Source organism: Paenibacillus sp. MY03 (assembly GCF_002165585.1).
Lineage (GTDB): Bacteria > Bacillota > Bacilli > Paenibacillales > Paenibacillaceae > Pristimantibacillus > Pristimantibacillus agaridevorans.
On the sequence record NZ_MXQD01000011.1, the window covers coordinates 69,510 to 89,158 of the forward strand.

General features: G+C 44.9%; 16 protein-coding genes. 3 read left to right on the forward strand and 13 right to left on the reverse strand.

The features are described from left to right. Window positions 1-96 precede the first annotated feature (96 nt). From B1748_RS12975 to B1748_RS13005, 7 genes are all read right to left on the reverse strand, one after another. Entirely contained in the window at window positions 97-1,881 is a 1,785-nt protein-coding gene (locus B1748_RS12975) for a hypothetical protein (RefSeq protein ID WP_087568345.1), read from the reverse strand. Window positions 1,882-1,897: 16 nt separating this feature from the next. Next, window positions 1,898-4,282: an RICIN domain-containing protein gene (locus B1748_RS12980; RefSeq protein WP_179215562.1), complete on the reverse strand. Its 2,385-nt coding sequence runs from the start codon at window positions 4,280-4,282 to the stop codon at window positions 1,898-1,900. A gap of 269 nt (window positions 4,283-4,551) precedes the next feature. Continuing rightward, window positions 4,552-5,454: a carbohydrate ABC transporter permease gene (locus B1748_RS12985; RefSeq protein WP_087568347.1), complete on the reverse strand. Its 903-nt coding sequence runs from the start codon at window positions 5,452-5,454 to the stop codon at window positions 4,552-4,554. Between the two features lie 10 nt (window positions 5,455-5,464). Next, a complete protein-coding gene (locus B1748_RS12990) occupies window positions 5,465-6,382 on the reverse strand; it encodes an ABC transporter permease (protein ID WP_087568348.1) in 918 nt (305 codons plus the stop codon). A gap of 85 nt (window positions 6,383-6,467) precedes the next feature. Continuing rightward, window positions 6,468-8,171: a type 2 periplasmic-binding domain-containing protein gene (locus B1748_RS12995; RefSeq protein ID WP_087568349.1), complete on the reverse strand. Its 1,704-nt coding sequence runs from the start codon at window positions 8,169-8,171 to the stop codon at window positions 6,468-6,470. A gap of 182 nt (window positions 8,172-8,353) precedes the next feature. Further along, on the reverse strand, window positions 8,354-10,657 hold the full coding sequence (locus B1748_RS13000) for a helix-turn-helix domain-containing protein (protein ID WP_087568350.1): 2,304 nt from the start codon (window positions 10,655-10,657) through the stop codon (window positions 8,354-8,356). A gap of 243 nt (window positions 10,658-10,900) precedes the next feature. Then, window positions 10,901-11,734, reverse strand: coding sequence for a tetratricopeptide repeat protein (locus B1748_RS13005; RefSeq protein WP_087568351.1), 834 nt, complete (start codon window positions 11,732-11,734; stop codon window positions 10,901-10,903). A 143-nt stretch (window positions 11,735-11,877) separates the two neighbouring features. Between B1748_RS13005 and B1748_RS13010 the strand changes: the two genes are divergently transcribed. Together B1748_RS13010 and B1748_RS13015 are read left to right on the forward strand one after the other, a co-directional pair. Beyond that, entirely contained in the window at window positions 11,878-12,513 is a 636-nt protein-coding gene (locus tag B1748_RS13010) for a TetR/AcrR family transcriptional regulator (protein ID WP_179215563.1), read from the forward strand. A gap of 104 nt (window positions 12,514-12,617) precedes the next feature. Continuing rightward, window positions 12,618-13,352, forward strand: coding sequence for a glucose 1-dehydrogenase (locus tag B1748_RS13015; protein ID WP_087568353.1), 735 nt, complete (start codon window positions 12,618-12,620; stop codon window positions 13,350-13,352). A gap of 88 nt (window positions 13,353-13,440) precedes the next feature. On the opposite strand, the gene B1748_RS13020 is transcribed toward B1748_RS13015, so the two are convergent. Both B1748_RS13020 and B1748_RS13025 read right to left on the reverse strand, forming a co-directional pair. Beyond that, window positions 13,441-14,166 carry a 3-ketoacyl-ACP reductase gene (locus B1748_RS13020; protein ID WP_087568354.1) on the reverse strand — a complete coding sequence of 242 codons (726 nt, stop codon included), beginning with the start codon at window positions 14,164-14,166 and terminating at the stop codon, window positions 13,441-13,443. 30 nt (window positions 14,167-14,196) lie between these two features. Then, window positions 14,197-15,048, reverse strand: coding sequence for a LysR family transcriptional regulator (locus B1748_RS13025; protein ID WP_087568355.1), 852 nt, complete (start codon window positions 15,046-15,048; stop codon window positions 14,197-14,199). A gap of 186 nt (window positions 15,049-15,234) precedes the next feature. Here B1748_RS13025 and B1748_RS13030 point away from each other — a divergent pair, with 186 nt between their 5' ends. Then, complete coding sequence (locus B1748_RS13030; RefSeq protein ID WP_087568356.1) at window positions 15,235-16,218, forward strand: DMT family transporter; 984 nt, start codon at window positions 15,235-15,237, stop codon at window positions 16,216-16,218. A gap of 37 nt (window positions 16,219-16,255) precedes the next feature. Here B1748_RS13030 and B1748_RS13035 read toward each other — a convergent pair whose 3' ends face one another. The 4 genes from B1748_RS13035 to B1748_RS13050 form a co-directional block, all read right to left on the reverse strand. Beyond that, window positions 16,256-16,798 carry a DoxX family membrane protein gene (locus B1748_RS13035; protein WP_087568357.1) on the reverse strand — a complete coding sequence of 181 codons (543 nt, stop codon included), beginning with the start codon at window positions 16,796-16,798 and terminating at the stop codon, window positions 16,256-16,258. 401 nt (window positions 16,799-17,199) lie between these two features. After that, window positions 17,200-17,745 carry a 50S ribosomal protein L25 gene (locus B1748_RS13040; RefSeq protein ID WP_087568358.1) on the reverse strand — a complete coding sequence of 182 codons (546 nt, stop codon included), beginning with the start codon at window positions 17,743-17,745 and terminating at the stop codon, window positions 17,200-17,202. 207 nt (window positions 17,746-17,952) lie between these two features. Continuing rightward, complete coding sequence (locus tag B1748_RS13045) at window positions 17,953-18,738, reverse strand: AAC(3) family N-acetyltransferase (protein WP_087568359.1); 786 nt, start codon at window positions 18,736-18,738, stop codon at window positions 17,953-17,955. Between the two features lie 151 nt (window positions 18,739-18,889). Next, the gene (locus tag B1748_RS13050; protein WP_087568360.1) at window positions 18,890-19,573 is read right to left on the reverse strand and encodes a Crp/Fnr family transcriptional regulator; all 684 of its coding nucleotides are present in this window, start codon (window positions 19,571-19,573) and stop codon (window positions 18,890-18,892) included. Window positions 19,574-19,649 lie beyond the last annotated feature (76 nt).

Below are 19,649 nucleotides of genomic sequence, written 5' to 3' on the forward strand. Positions count from 1 at the left end.
AAGGATGCAAATAAGGCACTCTGATTAGAGTGCCTTATTGATATAGGACAAAAGCTTACGTATTAACGGGGGGGGTGTTGCGACGAACTGATTTTTTTATTCAGTCGCTTCCAATGCAAAATGAGCCGAAATCCGATGCGAAGTTGACTTCAGCCAAGCCAGCTCGTATTCGCCATTGCGATTTGCGATATGCTGCGGATCAACCGTTACACTCGAGGTTTCGGATGAAATCTGATAACGGAACCGACCCAGCTCGACCAGGATCTTACCGTTTCCTACAAATCGATCCGTTTGATCGATGCCATTGGCAACAAGCAGCGGAACCTGCAAGAAGATGCCGCCACAGCTAGCTCCCCTCAACTCTGCCTCATAGTGCAATCCTTCTTCTCCAAGCGAATACTTCTCGCTTAATCGCATGCATTCCCCTCGAACAGAAGTCACGTTGTAATCGACTTGAAAAAAAACTTTATCCTCTTCCCGCGAATGAATCACAACCTCATAGTCGACATGGTTGCCGTACTCGCTTAATGTACACATTTCACCATTATGATTCATCCAACCAGGGGATATGGCAGCATATCTTCTTTGCAAACCTGCAGGTATACGATATGACTCTTCCGCTGTAAATGGCGTAGACAAAGCCAACTCTGTCGGGATACCCTTGCGATGAATACGTCCTAAACCGGCAGCATCATATTGTTGATCCGGCTTAGGATCGATTTCGATCGTATAACCTCCTGCGCTAGCAATGATTTTATGAAACGACGGTGTTGTCTGAATAACGCAGGCCGAAGCTTCTACAGGGGTAGCCTTCTCGGCAATGGTGTCATCTGCAAGATCATATGCCATAACCAAAAACGATCCGAACGAAGCCATATATTTATCATAATAGGCGTAATATTCAGTACCATAACCGCTTTCGATAGGGTACAAATTTTTAAGATGGCGAGGCGGCGAGGCGCTAAGCCAGCGGTCTATCGATAATATAGCAAGATGCGCTGCCCGTTTAAATGCGCCTGCAATCTTATCCATACCAGCTCTCTTATACCGCAATGCTTCATATTCACAGCTGACCGCAATTAACGCTTCATTAAAAAGAAATTGATTGCTCCTTCCGCCGTATGCCAGCTCGCCTGTTACCGATTGGGTAAACAGAGTCATCAATCCGCCGTATTGTAGATAAGCATCCAAGCTTGATGCGTAAGTACCGTTATATCCGCTAGCTAACATCAACTGGATATGCGCTCTCGTCGTTAAATCATACAGGATCGGACAACCAGGGTCGCGATACATGCCATAAGCATCAAACTTCCGTAATTGAATGGGCCAGTGGCGGTCAAAATACGCTGTCGTATCCGTTAAACCTTCCGTCTCCCGCAAAAACTCTCCAACCATATTATATACATTTATATTATGCATTCTGGCTTCATCTTCTGATGTTCGAATAACCGCAGCATATTGCTTATACGGATCCACTTGTTGTAGATGAGCGTACCATTCTTTCATCGTACCCTCGTCTACACGCCGACTCATTACTTTTATGGAGAGCATAATTTCTTTTATGGCGAAGTCGGCGAAAATGTTATTGTCCATAGAAGCTAATTCCTTGCAGCATTCTGTCATCATTTCTGCCCAAAATGGTTTCAAATGCGACAAACGCCCTCCTGCCAACAAACAAGCCAATAGGCACGCCACTCTCGAATAAGACTGCAGATCCAAGTAGTCTCCGTCTTTTTTGCGTCTTAAACGAAGCTCCTCCAGATCATAGGCTTGAAAGGAACGCTGAATGAAATCGAGATAAGTTTCTTTGGAAACTCCCGTTTCAACGATCTCTTGCTCGTTGCTTTGAAGGATATGATTAATCATTTGTTCGATGTTCATGTTGGCCTCCACCGGATTATGCACGGATTAATTCCCATTTTTCGATAGTAGCTCCCGTCGGATTAACCCACTCTAAACGAACGCCATCTGCAGTACCGCCTCCTACCGGCTGAAGTACCTTTCGATTCGCGGCGTAGACCAGCAAATATGTGCCGTCCGGCTGTCGTTCAAGAATCCATTGTTGATTGGTATCATGAAAAGCAAAGGTTTGCTGGATTGACAACCCTGAAGCGTTTGGCGCCAGTACATTTAAACTGTTTTGATTGATAATCCTTGTTCCATTGACATACCAACTAAATCTCCATCGCTGCTCGGGATTTCCCGAATAGGTTTCCTGGATGACGCTTGCTCCATTGGCAGTCGAAGCGCCGGCAACGGATATGACTTTACCCGTACTCAGATTTCTTAAAATATAATCAACATCCTGCTCAACCGTAGGCAAAACATGGTTGTTGGTTGTTTTTGCAATATACCATCTTTGATAATCGGCTCCTGCATCAACGCCTGTCGTTGCGACAATACCTTCAAGCAAGCTTCCTCCGCTAGGCTGCAATACTTGGGAGGTTAAATTGTTGCGTATGAGATAAGAGCCGTCGGTTTGCCGTTCTAACGTCCACAATTGCCGGGGAGGATCATACCAAAATGGCGCTTGGGTAACGCGTGCAGCAGCCGTTGCATGGATAACTAATCCACTGTTTGCATTGGCGATACGAAAGCCTGAGCATTCGTCGTAGCATCTAAAGCTCCATTTTTGACTGGCCAATCCTTCATTCGTTTGCAGATTTGCCGTCCCGCCCTCTGTCATTCTCGAATTGCCAATCTGCAGCACTTTACCGGATGCCTTGTTCGTTATGGTATAAAGATGCTCCGCATGATCGATAATGGCTGTGCGTTTGCCGGCATAACGGAACGTCCACTTCTGACGATCGGCTAGCGTATTGGCTTCGACGAGCGCAAACTCATCCAACGGGTCGCCGGAGATCGCTAATACCATTGTTGTACCGGCTGCCTGCAATTGGTATCCCTCTCCCCCGATAGAAAGGAGCTCCCACTTATCCGCTATAAGGCCCGCACCGTAGGATATCTTCAATAAAGACTGATCAACCTTGGAACGTATCTCATATTGATTAGTCCCTGTTTTTTGCAAAATCCATTGCTGATGATCGTTTAGTTGATCTTGTTCATGAATGACATCGCTCGTTGCATCCTCTAACGTTAATAAAGTTCCCGAATCCATATTCATGATGGTATAAGGAATATGCTCAAACAGCGTCACGTCGACTCCTTGCGTAATGATCGTGACCGAGTGAGCAGGCAGCGTTATTCCCGCCGTAGACCAGGCTGCTCCATTAACATTGGCAAGCTGTGACGACCCCGCAGCATCAATCCGATACATATCCCAGTAAGAAGAGGGAGCAGCCCCTAAATGCTGAAGCTCAACCGTCTGCTCTGCATCCGTTCGATTGGCGAGCAGGATCGATTTGCGTTCCGCCGATTTTACTGCATATCCATCCACCTTTGTTTCATCCGAAAAAACGGATGTCACGACTTGCCCATGGAAAAATCGATTGAACCAATAATATAAATCCGCCGTATCATACAACTCTCTTCCATCATTCATTAAACCCATATAAGAGCTTTCTGCATGCCAGAAATTCACTGCCGTTCCGGCTCCGCCAATGACATTGGCTACTAGCAGCGCAGCATAGACGGACTCCTTGCTTGTGTGCAACCTCGGATCCGTATCCCAGGTCATATTGTACTCATCGATAAATATAGGAAGATCCGCCGATGGTCCGATCGCCAATAAACCCGTTCGCAAACTGTCAACTAATGTCCCTTGATTTTGTGCATGGTCATAGGCCGCGGCATCCGTCTTTGGACTGGATTGCCCGCTGCTATACGCATGCATGGTAACAAAATCAATATAAGGCAGCGCTTGATCAACGACGGATGTCAAATAAGACACCTTTACATCGGCCGTAGCAGGTCCTCCAACCTTTATCGTTGGATCAATAGATTTCATAGCCATATAGCTCTTCTTAATAAGATTAGCCATTGCCGAAGCATTCAGCCCCGGAGTAATAAAGCCGCTTTCTCTTTCATTTGGAATTTCCCAGTATTGAATACCCAATTCATGCTCTATATTAACGATTTCCACCAGTTCGGCCGCAAAGGAAGCAAAGGCATCGGCATCCAAATAATCCTCTTTTCCATTGGGCCCGTAAGGAATATTAATCATAATGGGATATTGTTCATCTACAAGCGGAGTAAGCGCATTAACGATTTTGGTTTCATTCCAGGTTAAATCTTCATTAAGCCAGCCGCTCGTATTAATCATACCTGTACTATGAATGCGAATAAGACCTTGATTGCCATTTAAATAACGAATATGCGACATAAAGCCGGGATCTGCGGTATAGGAATCATGAATGAATCCATTCGAATTTTGACCATAGGCTTGGGGTTGCACACTTTTCTCAACGATGTCCCAATTTATTGAAGCTGTTAAAGGCGAAGAGTCTTCCGATTTGGCGCCTGAAGCGACTAACGATGATGTAGGGCCTCCCAGGCATAAACTACTCAGCAATAAAAAAATCAGAGCTATCATCGACATCCGTTTCATCGTGCTCAATAACATCAAGATCATCCCTTCTAAGTGGTATTCGATTACCCCTTCAAAGAACCAATCATAACCCCTTTAACAAAATACTTTTGTATAAAGGGATAAAAACATAAAATCGGCACGCTGGCCACGACGATCAAAGAATACTTTAATACGGCAGCGGTATTTGCCATAGCTTCCTGCAGTTCGGGATCCATAATCATGTTTGCGTTAACTTGGCCCAGCACTAGAATTTCACGAAGTATAATTTGCAGCGGGTATAAGCTGCGATCATTTAATAACATTAATGCGTTAAAATAGGCATTCCAATGGGTGACCGCCGAGAACAAGGTAATGACGGCAATAACCGACTTGGATAATGGAAGAACAAAGGAAAAGAAAAATTGAAAATCATTGCATCCATCGATTTGCGCGGCCTCTAATAATTCATCCGGTATGGTATTCGTAATAAATGTTCTTGCAATGATCATGTTGTAGACGGACAAAGCGCCAGGCAACACCATTGCGCCTATGGAGTTCATTAAACCTAAATCCTTGATCAACAAATAAAAGGGGATTAATCCGCCGCTAAAAAACATCGTAAAAGTAAAGATGAACATAAATACGTTTCTGCCCTTAAGCTTTTTGCGCGACAGTCCGTACGCACAGGTCATGACCATGCACACATTGATGATCGTGCCGAGAATCGTATAAAGAAACGTATTGCCGTAAGAATTCAAGATGTCTTTATGCTTGAATACGGCTTTATAACCCTCCAAGCTAAAGTCCACCGGCCATAACAAGACTTTACCTGTAGAAACCGCAGATCCGGATGAGAAGGACGCCGATAAAACAAATAGCAGCGGGTACAGTACAGCCAATAAAATGACGGTTAAGACGATGCCTGACAGGATATAAAACACTTTGTCCGATCTGGGCGACTTCGCAAACGTTAGTTGATTTCCCATCATAATCTCCCTACCACAAACTGTTGTTGTTAATTTTCTTGGCCGAATAGTTTACTAAAATGAGCAAGATAAAATTAATAATGCTATTAAATAGTCCGATAGCCGTCGCGAAGGGAAAATCCCCCGCTCCAATCGTTAAGCCAACCTTGTACACATAAGTCGAAATCACTTCGCTTTGGCTGATGTTCAAATTATTTTGCATTAAATACGTTTTCTCGAAACCGATATCCATCACATTGCCTACAGCCAAAATGAGTAATATCGTCGCGGTTGGCAGCAAGGATGGGAAATCAATATGCAGAACCCGTTTAAATCGCGTAGCGCCGTCGATTTGGGCGGCCTCGTGCAGCTCTTGATCCACACCCGCCAATGCGGCAATGTAGATAATGCTGCTCCATCCCAAGCTCTGCCATATGCCCGACCATACATACAGATGCTGAAACGCATCGGGATTGGCAAACACGTCAGGTATAACCTTATCGGTCAACGCTAAAAAGAGATTGCCAATCGCGCCCGTTCTAGGATTGAAAATTTGCAGCAGCATACCGACAATAACAACCGTCGAAATAAAATGCGGCATATAGGACACGGTTTGAATCAACTTCCGATAACGCGTACCGATAAATGCATTGAGCAACAAGGCAAAAATGATAGGCAATGTAAAGGAAATAACCAGGCTATACAAAGATAAGGAAATTGTATTCCACAAAATGCTGCCAAACTGGTAGGAGTCAAAAAAGCGCTCGAAATTTTCAAAGCCGATCCATTCGCTCCCCCAAATCCCTGCTCTAAAATCCCAATCTTTAAATGCCAGTTGGACGCCTGCCATTGGCACGTAAGCGAAAATGACGATATAGACCAAGGCGGGTATTAAAAAAACATATAACTGCCAATTCGATAAATAATTTTTGATGAATTTTTCGGACATTGCCTTATCTCCATTCCAGAAACAAACGGCTGGAATCCCGCAAAGTTAAACAAGATAACCAGCCATTGCTTCCCCTATGACTTCATTATTGTGTGCGCTCGAATGCGGTTTGAGAAACAGAGAGATATTGCTCCAATCCCATTTTGTTTAGTTCCTTGATATAGCCGTCCCATTCGGAAAATGGCTTTCGACCCGTAACAAACGCAACGGTCATCTCGGATACGTAAGTATCGATAACGACTTTGCTGTTAGCAATCGTCTTTAATTCCTCTTCGTTGTAGATCAGGTTTGTAATAAACTCTTTCGGGAACTTCGGAACGTAGGTTTTATAGAAAACAGGCTGCCAAACAGGAGCCGATCCCTCCGTTACCTCCGATTTTTTCCTTGTTGCCGTTTTAGTCAGGGACTCCCCGCTGCGGAAGCTTGGATTTACATCTGTCCATGTTTTGTTTTGCGGACTTCCCCAGAAACCGGGATCCAAAGTGGCTTGCTCTGGCGAAATACCTAATTGCTCCTCATAATCGCCAAAATATTCGGCTACAATCGCCGGATCGCGCGTCCACTCGACGCCCTCTTCGCCATACCTCGATATGTTGGAAATCGCTTCGTCGTAGAAATAATCGCCGATACGGAACATTAATTCCGGATTAGCCGAATCCTGCGTGATCCACCATAGCTGTTCGGGCAAGGTCGGGTTAAACGGCGTAAAGCTTGCTCCGTTGGAGCCTGCAAGCGGCTCAAGCATGACCATGTCATTGCCCAAAATGCTGGTGTCAAACGTGCCGTAGCTTCCCGCTACGACGATGCCCGCCATTCCATTCTCCACATTAACCAAAGCCTTTAGTTGCGTATTATCCGAAGTAAAGGTTAAAGGAGACAGTAAATTTTCGGAGACGAGCCGATTCATGTACTCCAAGCCTTCTTTCCATTCCGGCTTCGTATAGGCTGCAACGACTTTGCCATTTTCAACGTTCAAGTAGCTTTTTTCCGGGTTCGCATACGTAAACGCATTCATTAAAAATGTAATCGGATTTTGCCCCCACCCCGACATGGTGCCGACAAGAGGAACTTCATCCTTCTTCTGGTTGCCATTTGGATCCTTTTCAGCAAAAGCCTTCAGCACCTCATATAACTCATCCGTCGTTTTGGGTGCGTCAAGCTGCAGCTTTTCGAGCCAGCTCGAATTGATCCAAGCCCGATAGGAGCCTTCGTTCCATTGATTTGGATTGTATTTAGGCATGACATATACATGTCCGTCCGCCAAACGGGAGTTATTGAACATATAAGTACGATCGGCTTCCGGAATCTTATTGAAATTTACAGCAATCGCCGGATCATTATAATAAGACTCCAAATTAACGAATACTCCTTTGCTGGCATATTCATACGCCGTGATCTCGTCTAATTTCATGTTGATTACATCCGGAAGCTTGTCGCCGGAAGCAACCATCAACGCCAATTTCGTTTTTGCCTCATTGTTGTCGGTCGGCAAAAGAATAAACTGAAGATCTACGTTGAACTCATCTTCGATCATCTTCGTCAGCATAGCTGTTTCATAATCTTCGACGTTGGGCGACTGCTGCGTGGCGATCTTTACAACCGTTTTTTCTTTGCTGCCCTCGTTATCGGCCGGAGAGCTGGCAGCCTTTTGACCGCCTCCGCTATTTGTTGCCCCGCTATTGTTTGTTTCATTGGAGGCACAACCCGACAACACCGTTGCAAGCGTTAGAGATACAGCTAATGTCGCGAGCCCCATCTTCTTTTTTCGTTTCATTGAATGAACAACCATGTCACATTCTCCTTTGGTTTTTTTGCAATCGCTTACAGCTCCAGTCTAAGGATTTGGGTCCAAAGAATATACTGTCAATGCGACTGCGCGCTTTCACAAAGAATGAATATATTCTGTCACTATTGCACGGCACTCTTTATTGGAGCTCTGTCATTTGATTCGATACTGTCACAGCGTTCGAATTACTCTTTTATGAGCCTGTTGCGTTCTCTCCAAATCGTAGGCGTAACGCCATGTTTTTTCGAAAATGCGCGGTAAAAGGTGTTTTCGCTCCCAAAGCCGCACATGGATAAGATCGTGCTGTTCGAGTAGGTCGTCGAAAGCAATAGCTGCTCCGCCGCTTGCACGCGAACCTCCTCCATATATTTCCCCAAGCTTTTTCCCGTTTGCTCCTTAATGAAAGCAAATACATATTTTTCGGATATTAAAAATTGCTCTGCGATTTTATTTGCGGACAAGGATACCTCCGCATAATTTTCTTGGATAAACGCAAGTATATCTACCTTTAGCTTATCGTTATTGCTCTTTTTATGACTCAGGACAACCTCGCATAATAGATCGGCATATCCTGCCAAATGTCCCATGTTTACTGCAGCTGAAGCCGCGGGGTCATAAACCGGAAACTCCAATTTACGGTCCGTCGCGGATGGCGTGCGATGATTAAAGATGACGTAATAGGCATTTTCGACAGCTTGACGCAAAGAAAAGTAGATCTGCAATTGTTGACTCTCTTCATTTAAGTTGATTTTCAGGACTTGTTCTTGCTCCTTGAGAAGCTTTTGAACCGTTTCCTTCTCGCCGGCTACTAGAGCGTCGTATATTTTTAATAAAATCGTGACGTCCATTAACGATTTTTTTTGCTGTTGAGGCGATGCCTCATGCCGGTAAACCCCGCTTGACACTTCTGACTGATTGCTGCTTACGGCATATATAGCCTGTTGATGCGCTTCCTTGGCCTGCGTAATGTTGTTCATGGAGTTGCTGATCCCTACAGTCAGATGCACGGCAACGGAAACGGTATGATGCATTTTCCGAATCAATTCCATAAATGCGGCTTGCAGGCGATCCAAATCATCCACTGTCTCTCCGTTCGTAAAAACAACAAATACCACTTCGCCGCTATTAAAGAACAAGGAAACAAACTCATCATCGATTAAACTTCGCAAATTGTATTCCAATTCAAGCGAAATCATTTGATGGAAATCCATATCCGAATTTTCCGAGTAAAACGATATTTTTATGACTCTAAAAGAGTGGAATCGATGTCCAAAATAATATTCCGCCTCGTCGATTTCCTTTTCCGTGTACGCGCCCAAAACAAGCATTTGCTTTAAAATAGAGCCTTGAATGGATTGGTTTAACTCGCTTATTTTCCTAATATGCTCTTCCTGCATATGTTGTATCGTTGACATGGCTTGATTTAAATAGCTGTATTCGTTCGTATTTTTAAAGGTCGTATTGGATGCCTTGGAAGCGAGCTCGATAATCGGCTTAATCGATTTGGTTTCTCTCCACGAAAAATACAAGGAAATGCAAACAATAAGCACGATTCCGATCAGGATGTACACCAAGACAAGCTCCAGCATTTCGTGAATATTTTGTTGGAACCCGCTGAGCGGGAGACCCATTATCACCTTTAATCCCAAAAAATCGCGTTCTTCGACCAAGGCGACAAATGCTTGTCCCTGATGGTTGAATTCCTTCGAATGAGCGATTTCTCCAAGCTTTAGATCTGTTACATCCTGATTCGAATACAACACGTTATCGTTCTGATCCGCAATTAGCAACAATTGATCGTACTGATGCTCATCGAATAGGAACTGCTTCATTAAAGTTTTAGTATCCATATCCAACGCCAATACGCTTCTAAGATCATCGATAAGAGGGAGATACGTGTTATTAAATAAAATGGTAAAGGTTTCATAGGGCCTGCTGCTGTAATAATTGGATTGAAGTTTAAGCGTTTTCAAAAATTTCACTTCGTAATTGCCGGAGAAAATAAAGTTTCTCCACTCCGAAAAGGTATAGCTCTCGTAATGATGAAACTTGTCGTAGGCATTTAGAACTTGATCGCTGGAAAAATAATTCGAAACATACACCGGATTATCTCTAAAATAAATGGAGGCCGAACTAACTAATTCCTGCGTCAAAGTCAGTCTTCTAAGCTTTTCATTAAGCTGCTTCATATCGATGTAGTTCTCGCTCGACGGTTCGCCGTTTAAAAAGAACAGCGTCTTAAACGATTCTTCTTCGCGTATCAAGTTAGCGAGCTCTTTCGCTTTTGTCACCTGTGATTCTAATGACAATACGCCTTCTACAAGCTTTGCTTCGCTTCTATCAATCGTTAATTGTCTTGCCAGCGTGTAAGAATTCCATATTAACGGAGTCAGCATGGCCACAAAAATCAGTAAAAAGAGCATGTACTTCAAGCATCTCTTGATAAACAGCTTGCGTCCTTTCTTGTTCAATAAAGCATTCTGTTTCATTACCAAATGCCCTCCTATTTGTCTAATGCCTTATGGCATGGATCGAGCAATACTCTCCTTCTATATTATAAATGATTGCTTTTACTTCCTATCCGTATTAATCCGTCCCTATATCATAAAGTATGAATGGTCACTGTCAATAATCGTTATTGACTGTCTGATAGTAAGAACGCTAAAAAAAAACGGCCCATCATGTCATAAGACATACTGAGCCAGCCTGTATCTTCATTTATTTGTACGAGCTCAAATCTTTTCTAATTCATCCGTTTCCCTGGCTAACTTATCTTTTAATTGATCAATCTCGGATTTTGTAATACTCGTAACCAGCGCTAACGTTCTTTCGGACGCCAACCCGGCTTGTTCTGCCGCTTCCTCGTTCCGCCCCAGCCCTTCAAGCGTTTTAGCATAATAGTAATACGAATCCGCATACCTGGGCGATTTGGCCATCACCTTTTCATACATCCTTGCCGCCTCGTCCAACCTGCCCAGCATATAGTAATTCTGCGCCAAGTTATCCGTAATGGTCAGATCATTGTCGTCGTACTCATAGGCTTCCTCATTAAACGCAAGCGCTGTCTCCAGATCGCCTTTAAGCAGCTTGAAATACCCCAGGTTTCCGACCACCGTCACCGTTTTATAATCCTGACAGATTTCCTCAAGCAGCCGAATCGCCTCGTCCTGCCTGTTCAGCAGCCAGTACGCGGTCGCCAGATTGGACTTAGCCTGCATGCGAACATCCGTTGATGTAGCGACCTGCAGGAGCTTCTGCAGCACTTTCTCCGCCTTCTCCTGCTCCCCGACCTTCATAAGCAAAAATGCATATTGAATATGATGCTGAGGGTTGGCGTTTTTCGATTTATACGCCTTCTCCAGAAACGCCAGCGCTTTATCCAGATCCCCCTGCGCATAAACCGCATTGCCCCTCAAAACATACCACGTCGAAAGATTGGCGTAGATCACATAAATCAACAGTCCGGCAATTAGCCCGATTCCAAGCAACCAGTGCACCTGAAATCCAATAACAATGACAATGAATACTCCAGCCAGTATAAGCAGTACTTTCACGATTTGCGGCACTGTCCTTCACCTTCTCCCTCAAGTCTTAATCAGCCACAATAAGTATTTCTACATAAGTCATTCTAACTCTTTTCAAAAATAATAAATAATTTAATTTGGCATGTTACAATCCATGTATGAAGAACAGTTGGAGTGTGACGAAAATGAGTAAACGAGAACAACACAAACAACAACGCCGCCAAAAAATTATCCAGACTGCAAAGGATTTATTTTTGGAGCAAGGCGTGCAAAATATACAAATGCAAGACGTAGCGACTGCTGCTGACGTTGGAATAGCAACCTTGTTTCGCTATTTCCCAAAAAAGGAGTATTTGGTTATAGCCGCTACGAATGCGATTACAGATGAAATGGCCACGAATGTAGGACGGATTGTCGAGAAAACCATTTCTACATACGAAAAAATCGAACAAATTCTGGATTATTATATAGATGGATCCAAGGATCCCCAGCTTCGTTTAGCGAAGTTTTTCGAGTCTTATCATTTATACGAAAAAATAGCTGCAGAATCGCCTGAGCAATATGAGGAATACTTATTCGCACGAAGTAAATTATCCCAAATTTTATTAACATTGGCCGAGCAGGGCAAGCAGGACGGCTCACTACGACCGGATGTTGATTTGGATGTATTTATCATGACGATGGTGCAGAATTTCAGCATATTCACATTCAAATCAAGCCTGGCCACCCATGATGCCACTCTTTCGACGTTGCTTTCGGCGGACAAGCAGCTCGCGATGATGAAGGATGTGTTTTTACGCTACATTCGTTCGCAACAATAACGGACGTTTAGATTGACATTCAAACGGGAAAGTTGTTTACTAGTAAGTGTGAATAGTGATAGTCGACTATCACTTTAGGCGAATCTATTTTAGGAGGGCTTATTATGAGTCGCTTATCTGGCAAGGTAGCCATTATTACAGGAGCCGCGCAAGGCATGGGTGCGGCACATGCAAAATTATTTGTAGAGCACGGCGCAAAGGTTGTTTTAACCGATCTAAATGAGGAAAAGGGGCATGCATTTGCATCCGAGTTAGGCGAGAATGCTCTATTCGTTAAACAAAACGTAGCTTCTCAAGAAGATTGGACAAACGTTGTCGCGAAAGCCGAAGAAGCTTTTGGTCCGGTAAACGTATTAGTAAACAACGCCGGCATTACGATGGCTAAAAATATGCTTGATCTTTCAGAAGAAGAATACCGTCGTATCGTTGACATTAATCAAGTGTCTGTATTCTTGGGCATGAAAACCGTGGCAGCTTCGATGATGAAAGCTGGCGGCGGTTCGATCATCAACATATCTTCGATGAACGGCTTGGTTGCCGGTGCCGTAGGTTACACAGATACTAAATTCGCCGTGCGCGGCATGACAAAAGCAGCCGCGATCAACCTGGCGCCGATGGGCATTCGCGTAAACTCCGTACATCCTGGCGTTATTGCAACGCCAATGGTTGTACAAGAAGATACAAAAGCGGCTGTAGAAGCCTTCTCTCAACACATTCCATTAAAACGCGTAGCCCAACCGGAAGAAGTATCGAATATGGTATTGTTCTTGGCTTCTGACGAGGCTAGCTACTCTACAGGCTCAGAATTTATTATCGATGGCGGACTAACTGCACAGTAATAAGGTTCGCGGTATTAAAATGGCCGATTTTCTACCGGGGTAGAAAATCGGCCTTCTTTAGGAGCATGTTGAGAACTGCTTTTTACACTCAGTAAGGATTCGTAGCAATAAAACTCGCCGTCTTCACGTAGATGCGCGGATTGAGCTTCAATTGATTGACGATTACTTCCGCGATGTCCTCCGCTTGCATGAACTTCGAATCGTTGTTTTCCTTGATCAGATTGAGATCAAGCGCCAGATCCGTGGCGACCGTACTAGGGTTCAGGGCCGTTACGCGAATATTGTTGCGACGAACCTCTTGCGCTAGCGATTCTGTGAAACCGATCACCGCGAACTTCGATGCGCTGTAAGCGCTGGAGGTAGCCGCTCCGCTCAATCCGCTGGTAGAGGAAATATTAATAATATCCCCGCCTGACTTCTCGATCAATTGAGGCAGCACCGCACGCGTGACATAATAGGTGCCTAGCAGATTCGTATCGATGATCCGTTTCCACTCTTCGGGGTCCATATCCAATACGGTGCCGAATGTCGCGATTCCCGCATTATTGATTAGAATGTCGGCGGAGCCCAGCTCACTTCTCAGAGCTTCCACCGCAGCTTCCACTTGCTCTTTGGAGGAGATATCGGCGGTTGCATAAGCTACTTTAACGCCCAGCCCTTTCAATTCCTCGGCCACTTCCTTTAAGGAAGCCTCGCTCCTGGCAACCAGGCCAACGTTTACGCCTTCTTTCGCTAATGCGACAGCCGTCGCTTTGCCGATCCCTCTTGCCGCTCCTGTTACGATTGCTACTTTTCCTTCCAACGATTGCGCCATTGTGCAGCTCCTCTCCATTCTGTACCTACATTATAACAAAGAAACAATTTCATCCATAAAGCTTTGTAGCGTGCTCGATACATACGAGTCTTTACGCCATATAAAAATGGTCGTAATTTCATGATAAGGTTCCGGTACGTTATGACCATACACGGTGCCCTTGACAATCAGATCGGTAATGGATGATTCCGGAATAATCGTCATTCCTATTCCTGCAGCGACGCTGCCCATAATCGTTCCGAACGTTCCGAATTCCATGATCTGCTTCGGGATAATCCCCTCCGCCTTCATCCAGCTTTCAAGTCTTTCCCGATAACCGCAGCCTTTATTGTACAGCAAGAGAGGCTTTTCCGTTATTTCCTCGATACGAAAGCTTTCTCCTTTGGTTACGAGCACCAGCTTTTCTTGAAAAACCTCAAGCTGTTCGATTAAAGGATGCCTGATGGGGCCTGTAACAAAAGCTCCATCCAGCTTCATATCAAGCACTTGTTGGACCAAGTCATCGGTAACTCCGGTTTTTAATGATAATTCAACTTTGGGATACTTGCGATAATAAGAAGATAGGATGTCCGGCAGTGCATTCACCGTCTCCACGATCCCAATCTCCAGGACACCAGAGGGGTATGTCTTATCCTCGAATAGATGTGTCATCTCCTCCATTTTCGACAAGATCTCCCTCGAATGATCCAACAACCGCTTTCCTTCCGGGTTTAAGATCATCCCGCGCTTATGCCGATAGAACAATGGCGTCCGAAGCTCTTTCTCCAGCAGCTTTATTCTTGCCGTGACATTGGATTGAACGTAGTTTAGCTCCAATGCGGCTTTACTGACACTGCCATGCGTTGCAACCGCCTGGAATATTCTCAAATCATTAAACTCCAATGCAACCTCGCCTCAGCTCTTCAATGGATACATATTTATCAAGTATCATTATAAATGATGATAAACTTGATTTGCAATCATTTTACTATACCCATTCTCCTTCCTATAATGAGTGATGTACAAAGGATTTGGCGGATTTTTTATAGGCTAACTTTTGGAATACGCACTTATAGGGAGAGGCTTTACATGCTAAGCAAACAAATCGTCACAGGTTCCATTCTCTGCCTCATTGCAAGTATGTCGTGGGGAGCGATGTTTCCTGTTGCACACCTTGCATTGCAAAAAATGGATCCACTTTATTTTTCATTTATTCGTTATTTCGCCGTTACCGTCATCCTCAGTGTGCTGCTTTGGATGAAAGAGGGAAAAGCGGCATTCCGGCTGGAGGGAAAGGGTAAGACATTATTGTTTTTCGGAACGATGGCATTTACGGTCTATAACATGGCCGTCTTTTTCGGACAACAACTCATGGGGGAAGCAGGGACAATCGCCGCCTCCATTATGGAAGTACTTATGCCGATGATATCCGTTATGCTTTTATGGATCACGACAAAAAAAGCACCGAATACATACACGCTCACAAGTGTAGGTATCGCGCTTGCCGGCGCTTTGCTCGTTATTACCAATGGGAAATTTACATTTTTTATGATGGCCGGGCAACATCTTGTTCCTTTGCTTCTCATTTTCGCGGGAGTTGTCGGATGGGTCGTGTATTCGATGGGGGAGAGCCGATTTAGAGATTGGTCGATCCTGCGTTATTCCACACTCACATGTTTGCTAGGAACTGCAGTGTCTTTCATCGTCGTTACGCTTGCCTCCGTCTTTGGTTTGGTTCCCGTTCCTGGCTGGCACACGATACTCTCGATTAAATACGAAATGTCCTTTATGATTCTACTGCCAGGGCTTGTTGCCCTGCTGTGCTGGAATTCAGGGATCAAACGGCTATCGCCGATTAACGGCATCTTATTTATTAATTTTGTTCCAATTACCACATTCGTCATTATGGCCTTTCAAGGCTATCAGATCAGCAGCTATGAATTATACGGCACGCTGCTCATTATCTTTGCCTTATTACGGAACAATATGCACCAGAGGAAAACACAGCGGTTAAAAGACAATCCAGCCTATTCCGCTAGCCCTGTAAAAGAACGATCAGAGGCAGCACTCTGATCGTCCTTTTTTTCGATGAAGTTTTCTCGGAATTGGTTTATTTAACTAACAGTCCCGCATCTGTTGTCGGATTTTTGGGTTTGCGATGGAAGAGACGATCAAGCCCTTTGTGCATAAGCGGAAGGACGTAACGATCTAATCCAAAGCGGCCAGCGTTCGTGCCGGCGAAGATGACCATCAATCCAAGAAGCAGAAGCCACGGGTTCGTGCTTACGGTACCTGCGAACATAAACATGAAGTTCATTAAGGCTCCGAAGAATGCGGCGGTAAGCGTTAGTGTACCAAGGATGAGTCCGAGTCCTACCAGGAATTCTCCCCATGGTATAGCGACGTTAATGAATCCAACGTTCGGTAATGCAAAGTGTTCTACAAATGCAGTGTAGGTCGGGTAAACCGCTTCGCCTGTAGCTTTATCAAGCACCGGGTTGTTTACGGCCGCGTTGAGGAAACCCGTTGCATCGAAAGGCGTTGCTCCCGTAATTTTATGCCATCCGGCGTCCAACCATGCGAACCCAACTACGAAGCGAACAATAGTGACTAGAATACCAGCGATTTTATTCTCTCTCCAAAATTTTAACATGAAACTCACTCCCGTTCTTCATTATTAGCAGCGGTATTAACATTGGCGTCAGATTAGCTTCAATCTTGCTGATGGTTGAGATCGTTGTATATGATTCATCAGGATCACCGTCCTCGTTAGTTTCGATTGATGATTGCTTCTTGTTGATGTCTTTATTATAGAACGTAAAAACGGTTGGTATTGTGATTTAAATCACAAAGTTGAGGGGTAACATTTGATCAATTTGTGAATAGATTCACAATGATCGGCGTGTAACGAAACCGACACCAATTGTCACGTACAGCACGTTGCTCAAGAAAGCAGCAGCGGATGACAAAAACCAAGGAGCAGAGCGAGAACAAGCCGCTTAGCCCCTTGGTTTCTTGCATGTTTTATCCTATTTTTCACTTAGCATCAAAGCATTAAGGCTTCAATACGGATACGAGAGTTTCGTTATCCCCGGATATGACCGTCACTTCGGGTGGTAATTTCAGGTCTTTTACGAACAGCGTTTCTCCGATTTCCATCGCGCTGATGTCGAGCTCGACCACGGACGGCAAGTTCTTAGGCAATGCCTCCACTTCCACATAGGGGTCTTCGACCTGCACGACTCCCCCCGACTTTGTTCCAATAGGGCTGCCCAATAGCTTTACCGGAAGCTTCGTACGAATAACTTCGCCTGACTGAACAAGCTGGAAATCGACATGCAACAGCTCGCCGGTCACCGGGTTGCGATGAAGGTCCTCCAGCAATACCGTCAGGGAATGGTCATCTGCCAGCTTAAGTTCGATAAAGCCGGAGCCCCCTTTCTTTAGCCACTTTTCAAATTGCTTGGTGGATATATGAATGATTTCGTTTTCTGCGTGTTTTCCGAATACGACCCCGGGCAAACGACCCTCCCGACGTAAATTCCGCAGTCCGGAAGATTTCAATCGCGGACGTCTTTCTGTATGAATGCATGCAGCCATGCTCTACCTCTCCTTTACATGAGTGATTTTAGCGCTGTAATAGCAGCGGTTGAACCTCCCCGGCACGGGGATAAATAGAGAAACATAGCATCACAACCTCCATGTCCTTTCGGATAGATAGACATACATTAAATGTAAAAACCCGCAAATACAGACCAAGGCACCCCACTCCGAAGAGTGGAATGCCTATGGGTTTCATTCACCATATCATAGATTGTCAGCCGTGTCGATACGCTCCGGCAAAGGTTTGTTATCCGAAAACAAATCCGGATTATCCTTGAGCATATCCGTAATGACCTCCGCCACCAAAGCTGCATCACATACCCTAACGACGGCATCGCCCAACCGCCCTTTATACATCGCTCCCTTGCGTTCAAGCACTTCATCCACTTTCCAAAAATGCTCGGACCACGATAACCCGCAATGTCTGCGGGAAGGCACAGGGATTTCGGTTCCATCAGACAAAACCGTATACAGCATCTCGTGATCATCCGTTAGTCTCCCGGGTATATCCACCCATTCCTCGACGCCATGAATAAAGGTGTTGCGCTTTAAATCGACTCCGACCAACATAATCGTTGCTTGCCGGTCAAGCAGCTTCCCCCAACTGGAGCCTCTGGCGCATGGAGTATCGAAATGATGGTCGCTGTTTGTAAATGCATGTGCATCCCTCCCCAACGCCGCCACGGAATGAGTGGGATGCCATGAACGCGCCACGCCCGGCCTTTTGCGAAAAAGTTCCGGCAAAATGCCGACGCAAACCGGCGACTCCTCCACGTAGAACCTCGGATTCTCTGCATTTATATGCGACCATGTATGAGTGGGCAACACCAGCAGCCCATCCTTCATATAGTCGGACAACGCGTCCAGGACCGTGTCCGCGCCGCCATCGACTTGTCCCAAACTTTTCATCGACGAATGAACCAATAACGTGCCAGCCGCATCAATGCCCAGCTGTTCTAATTGCTTCTGCAAGCTCTCTTTCGTGTGCAACCTTTTCCCCTCCTACCGTGATATCCTAACAGTTACCATCCTGATTCAATGGATTGTTCCTCATTCCAGCTTTCGCAGGAGCGCTGATCGGTCTTCTGCTGCCGAAAAAATGGGACTAGAAGTGCAAAGGAACCACTATATCCCATTCAACTCAATTTACGTCAAGTATATTTCTCAGTCCATCCAGGTTGCACACAATTATTTTTCTCTGATCATTGCGTATCAATTGCTCGTTTTGTAATTCCAGCAATAATTTCGTCACGGTTTCGCGTGCCGTTCCTGTCATATCCGCCAATTGCTGATGCGTTAACTTCAAATCGATTAAAATTCCATCCGCTGACGGTACGCCATGTTGTTCTGTTAGTCGCAGCAGCATGCGGGCAATACGCGTGCGCACGTCGTGTATGGTCAGGTCCATGATTAATTTATTGGCATCACGCAGACGATCCAAAGCCGTTCCCAATATACCGATCAGGATTTCAGGCTTGCTATTGACTAAAGGAATGAAATGGCGTTTTTTCAAAATGCATAAAGTAGACTTCTCGATTGTCCTCGCCGAAGCAGAGCGTACTCTTTCATTCTGCAACAAGGCCATCTCTCCAAAAAAATCTCCTTCTCTAAAAATAGAAAGAACCACATCCCTGGAGTGATTATCTTGATAAATTTGAATAACTCCGGATATAACCAGATAAAGTTCATCCCCTTCATCGCCTTCTAAAAAAATAGACTCGCCTTTCGTATATTTGCGCGTGCTGCATAATTTAGAAATTTCAGTCAAATATTCATCATCAAGTTGCTCGAAGAGCGGGAAATTTCGTAATAATTGCAGATTCATCTTCAAACCTCCAGTAGGAGCAATAATTGGAAAGGGCCATCCTTCGGCAGCCTGTTCAGCCACGCCAGATATGACC

Bases quoted from the DNA above. Each gene is read 5' to 3' on its own strand.
- B1748_RS12975 (WP_087568345.1), bottom strand. From the start codon at position 1,881: ATGAACATCGAACAAATGATTAATCATATCCTTCAAAGCAACGAGCAA.
- B1748_RS12980 (WP_179215562.1), bottom strand. From the start codon at position 4,282: ATGTCGCATATTCGTTATTTAAATGGCAATCAAGGTCTTATTCGCATT.
- B1748_RS12985 (WP_087568347.1), bottom strand. From the start codon at position 5,454: ATGGGAAATCAACTAACGTTTGCGAAGTCGCCCAGATCGGACAAAGTG.
- B1748_RS12990 (WP_087568348.1), bottom strand. From the start codon at position 6,382: ATGTCCGAAAAATTCATCAAAAATTATTTATCGAATTGGCAGTTATAT.
- B1748_RS12995 (WP_087568349.1), bottom strand. From the start codon at position 8,171: ATGGTTGTTCATTCAATGAAACGAAAAAAGAAGATGGGGCTCGCGACA.
- B1748_RS13000 (WP_087568350.1), bottom strand. From the start codon at position 10,657: ATGAAACAGAATGCTTTATTGAACAAGAAAGGACGCAAGCTGTTTATC.
- B1748_RS13010 (WP_179215563.1), top strand. From the start codon at position 11,878: ATGAGTAAACGAGAACAACACAAACAACAACGCCGCCAAAAAATTATC.
- B1748_RS13015 (WP_087568353.1), top strand. From the start codon at position 12,618: ATGAGTCGCTTATCTGGCAAGGTAGCCATTATTACAGGAGCCGCGCAA.
- B1748_RS13020 (WP_087568354.1), bottom strand. From the start codon at position 14,166: ATGGCGCAATCGTTGGAAGGAAAAGTAGCAATCGTAACAGGAGCGGCA.
- B1748_RS13030 (WP_087568356.1), top strand. From the start codon at position 15,235: ATGCTAAGCAAACAAATCGTCACAGGTTCCATTCTCTGCCTCATTGCA.
- B1748_RS13035 (WP_087568357.1), bottom strand. From the start codon at position 16,798: ATGTTAAAATTTTGGAGAGAGAATAAAATCGCTGGTATTCTAGTCACT.
- B1748_RS13040 (WP_087568358.1), bottom strand. From the start codon at position 17,745: ATGGCTGCATGCATTCATACAGAAAGACGTCCGCGATTGAAATCTTCC.
- B1748_RS13050 (WP_087568360.1), bottom strand. From the start codon at position 19,573: ATGAATCTGCAATTATTACGAAATTTCCCGCTCTTCGAGCAACTTGAT.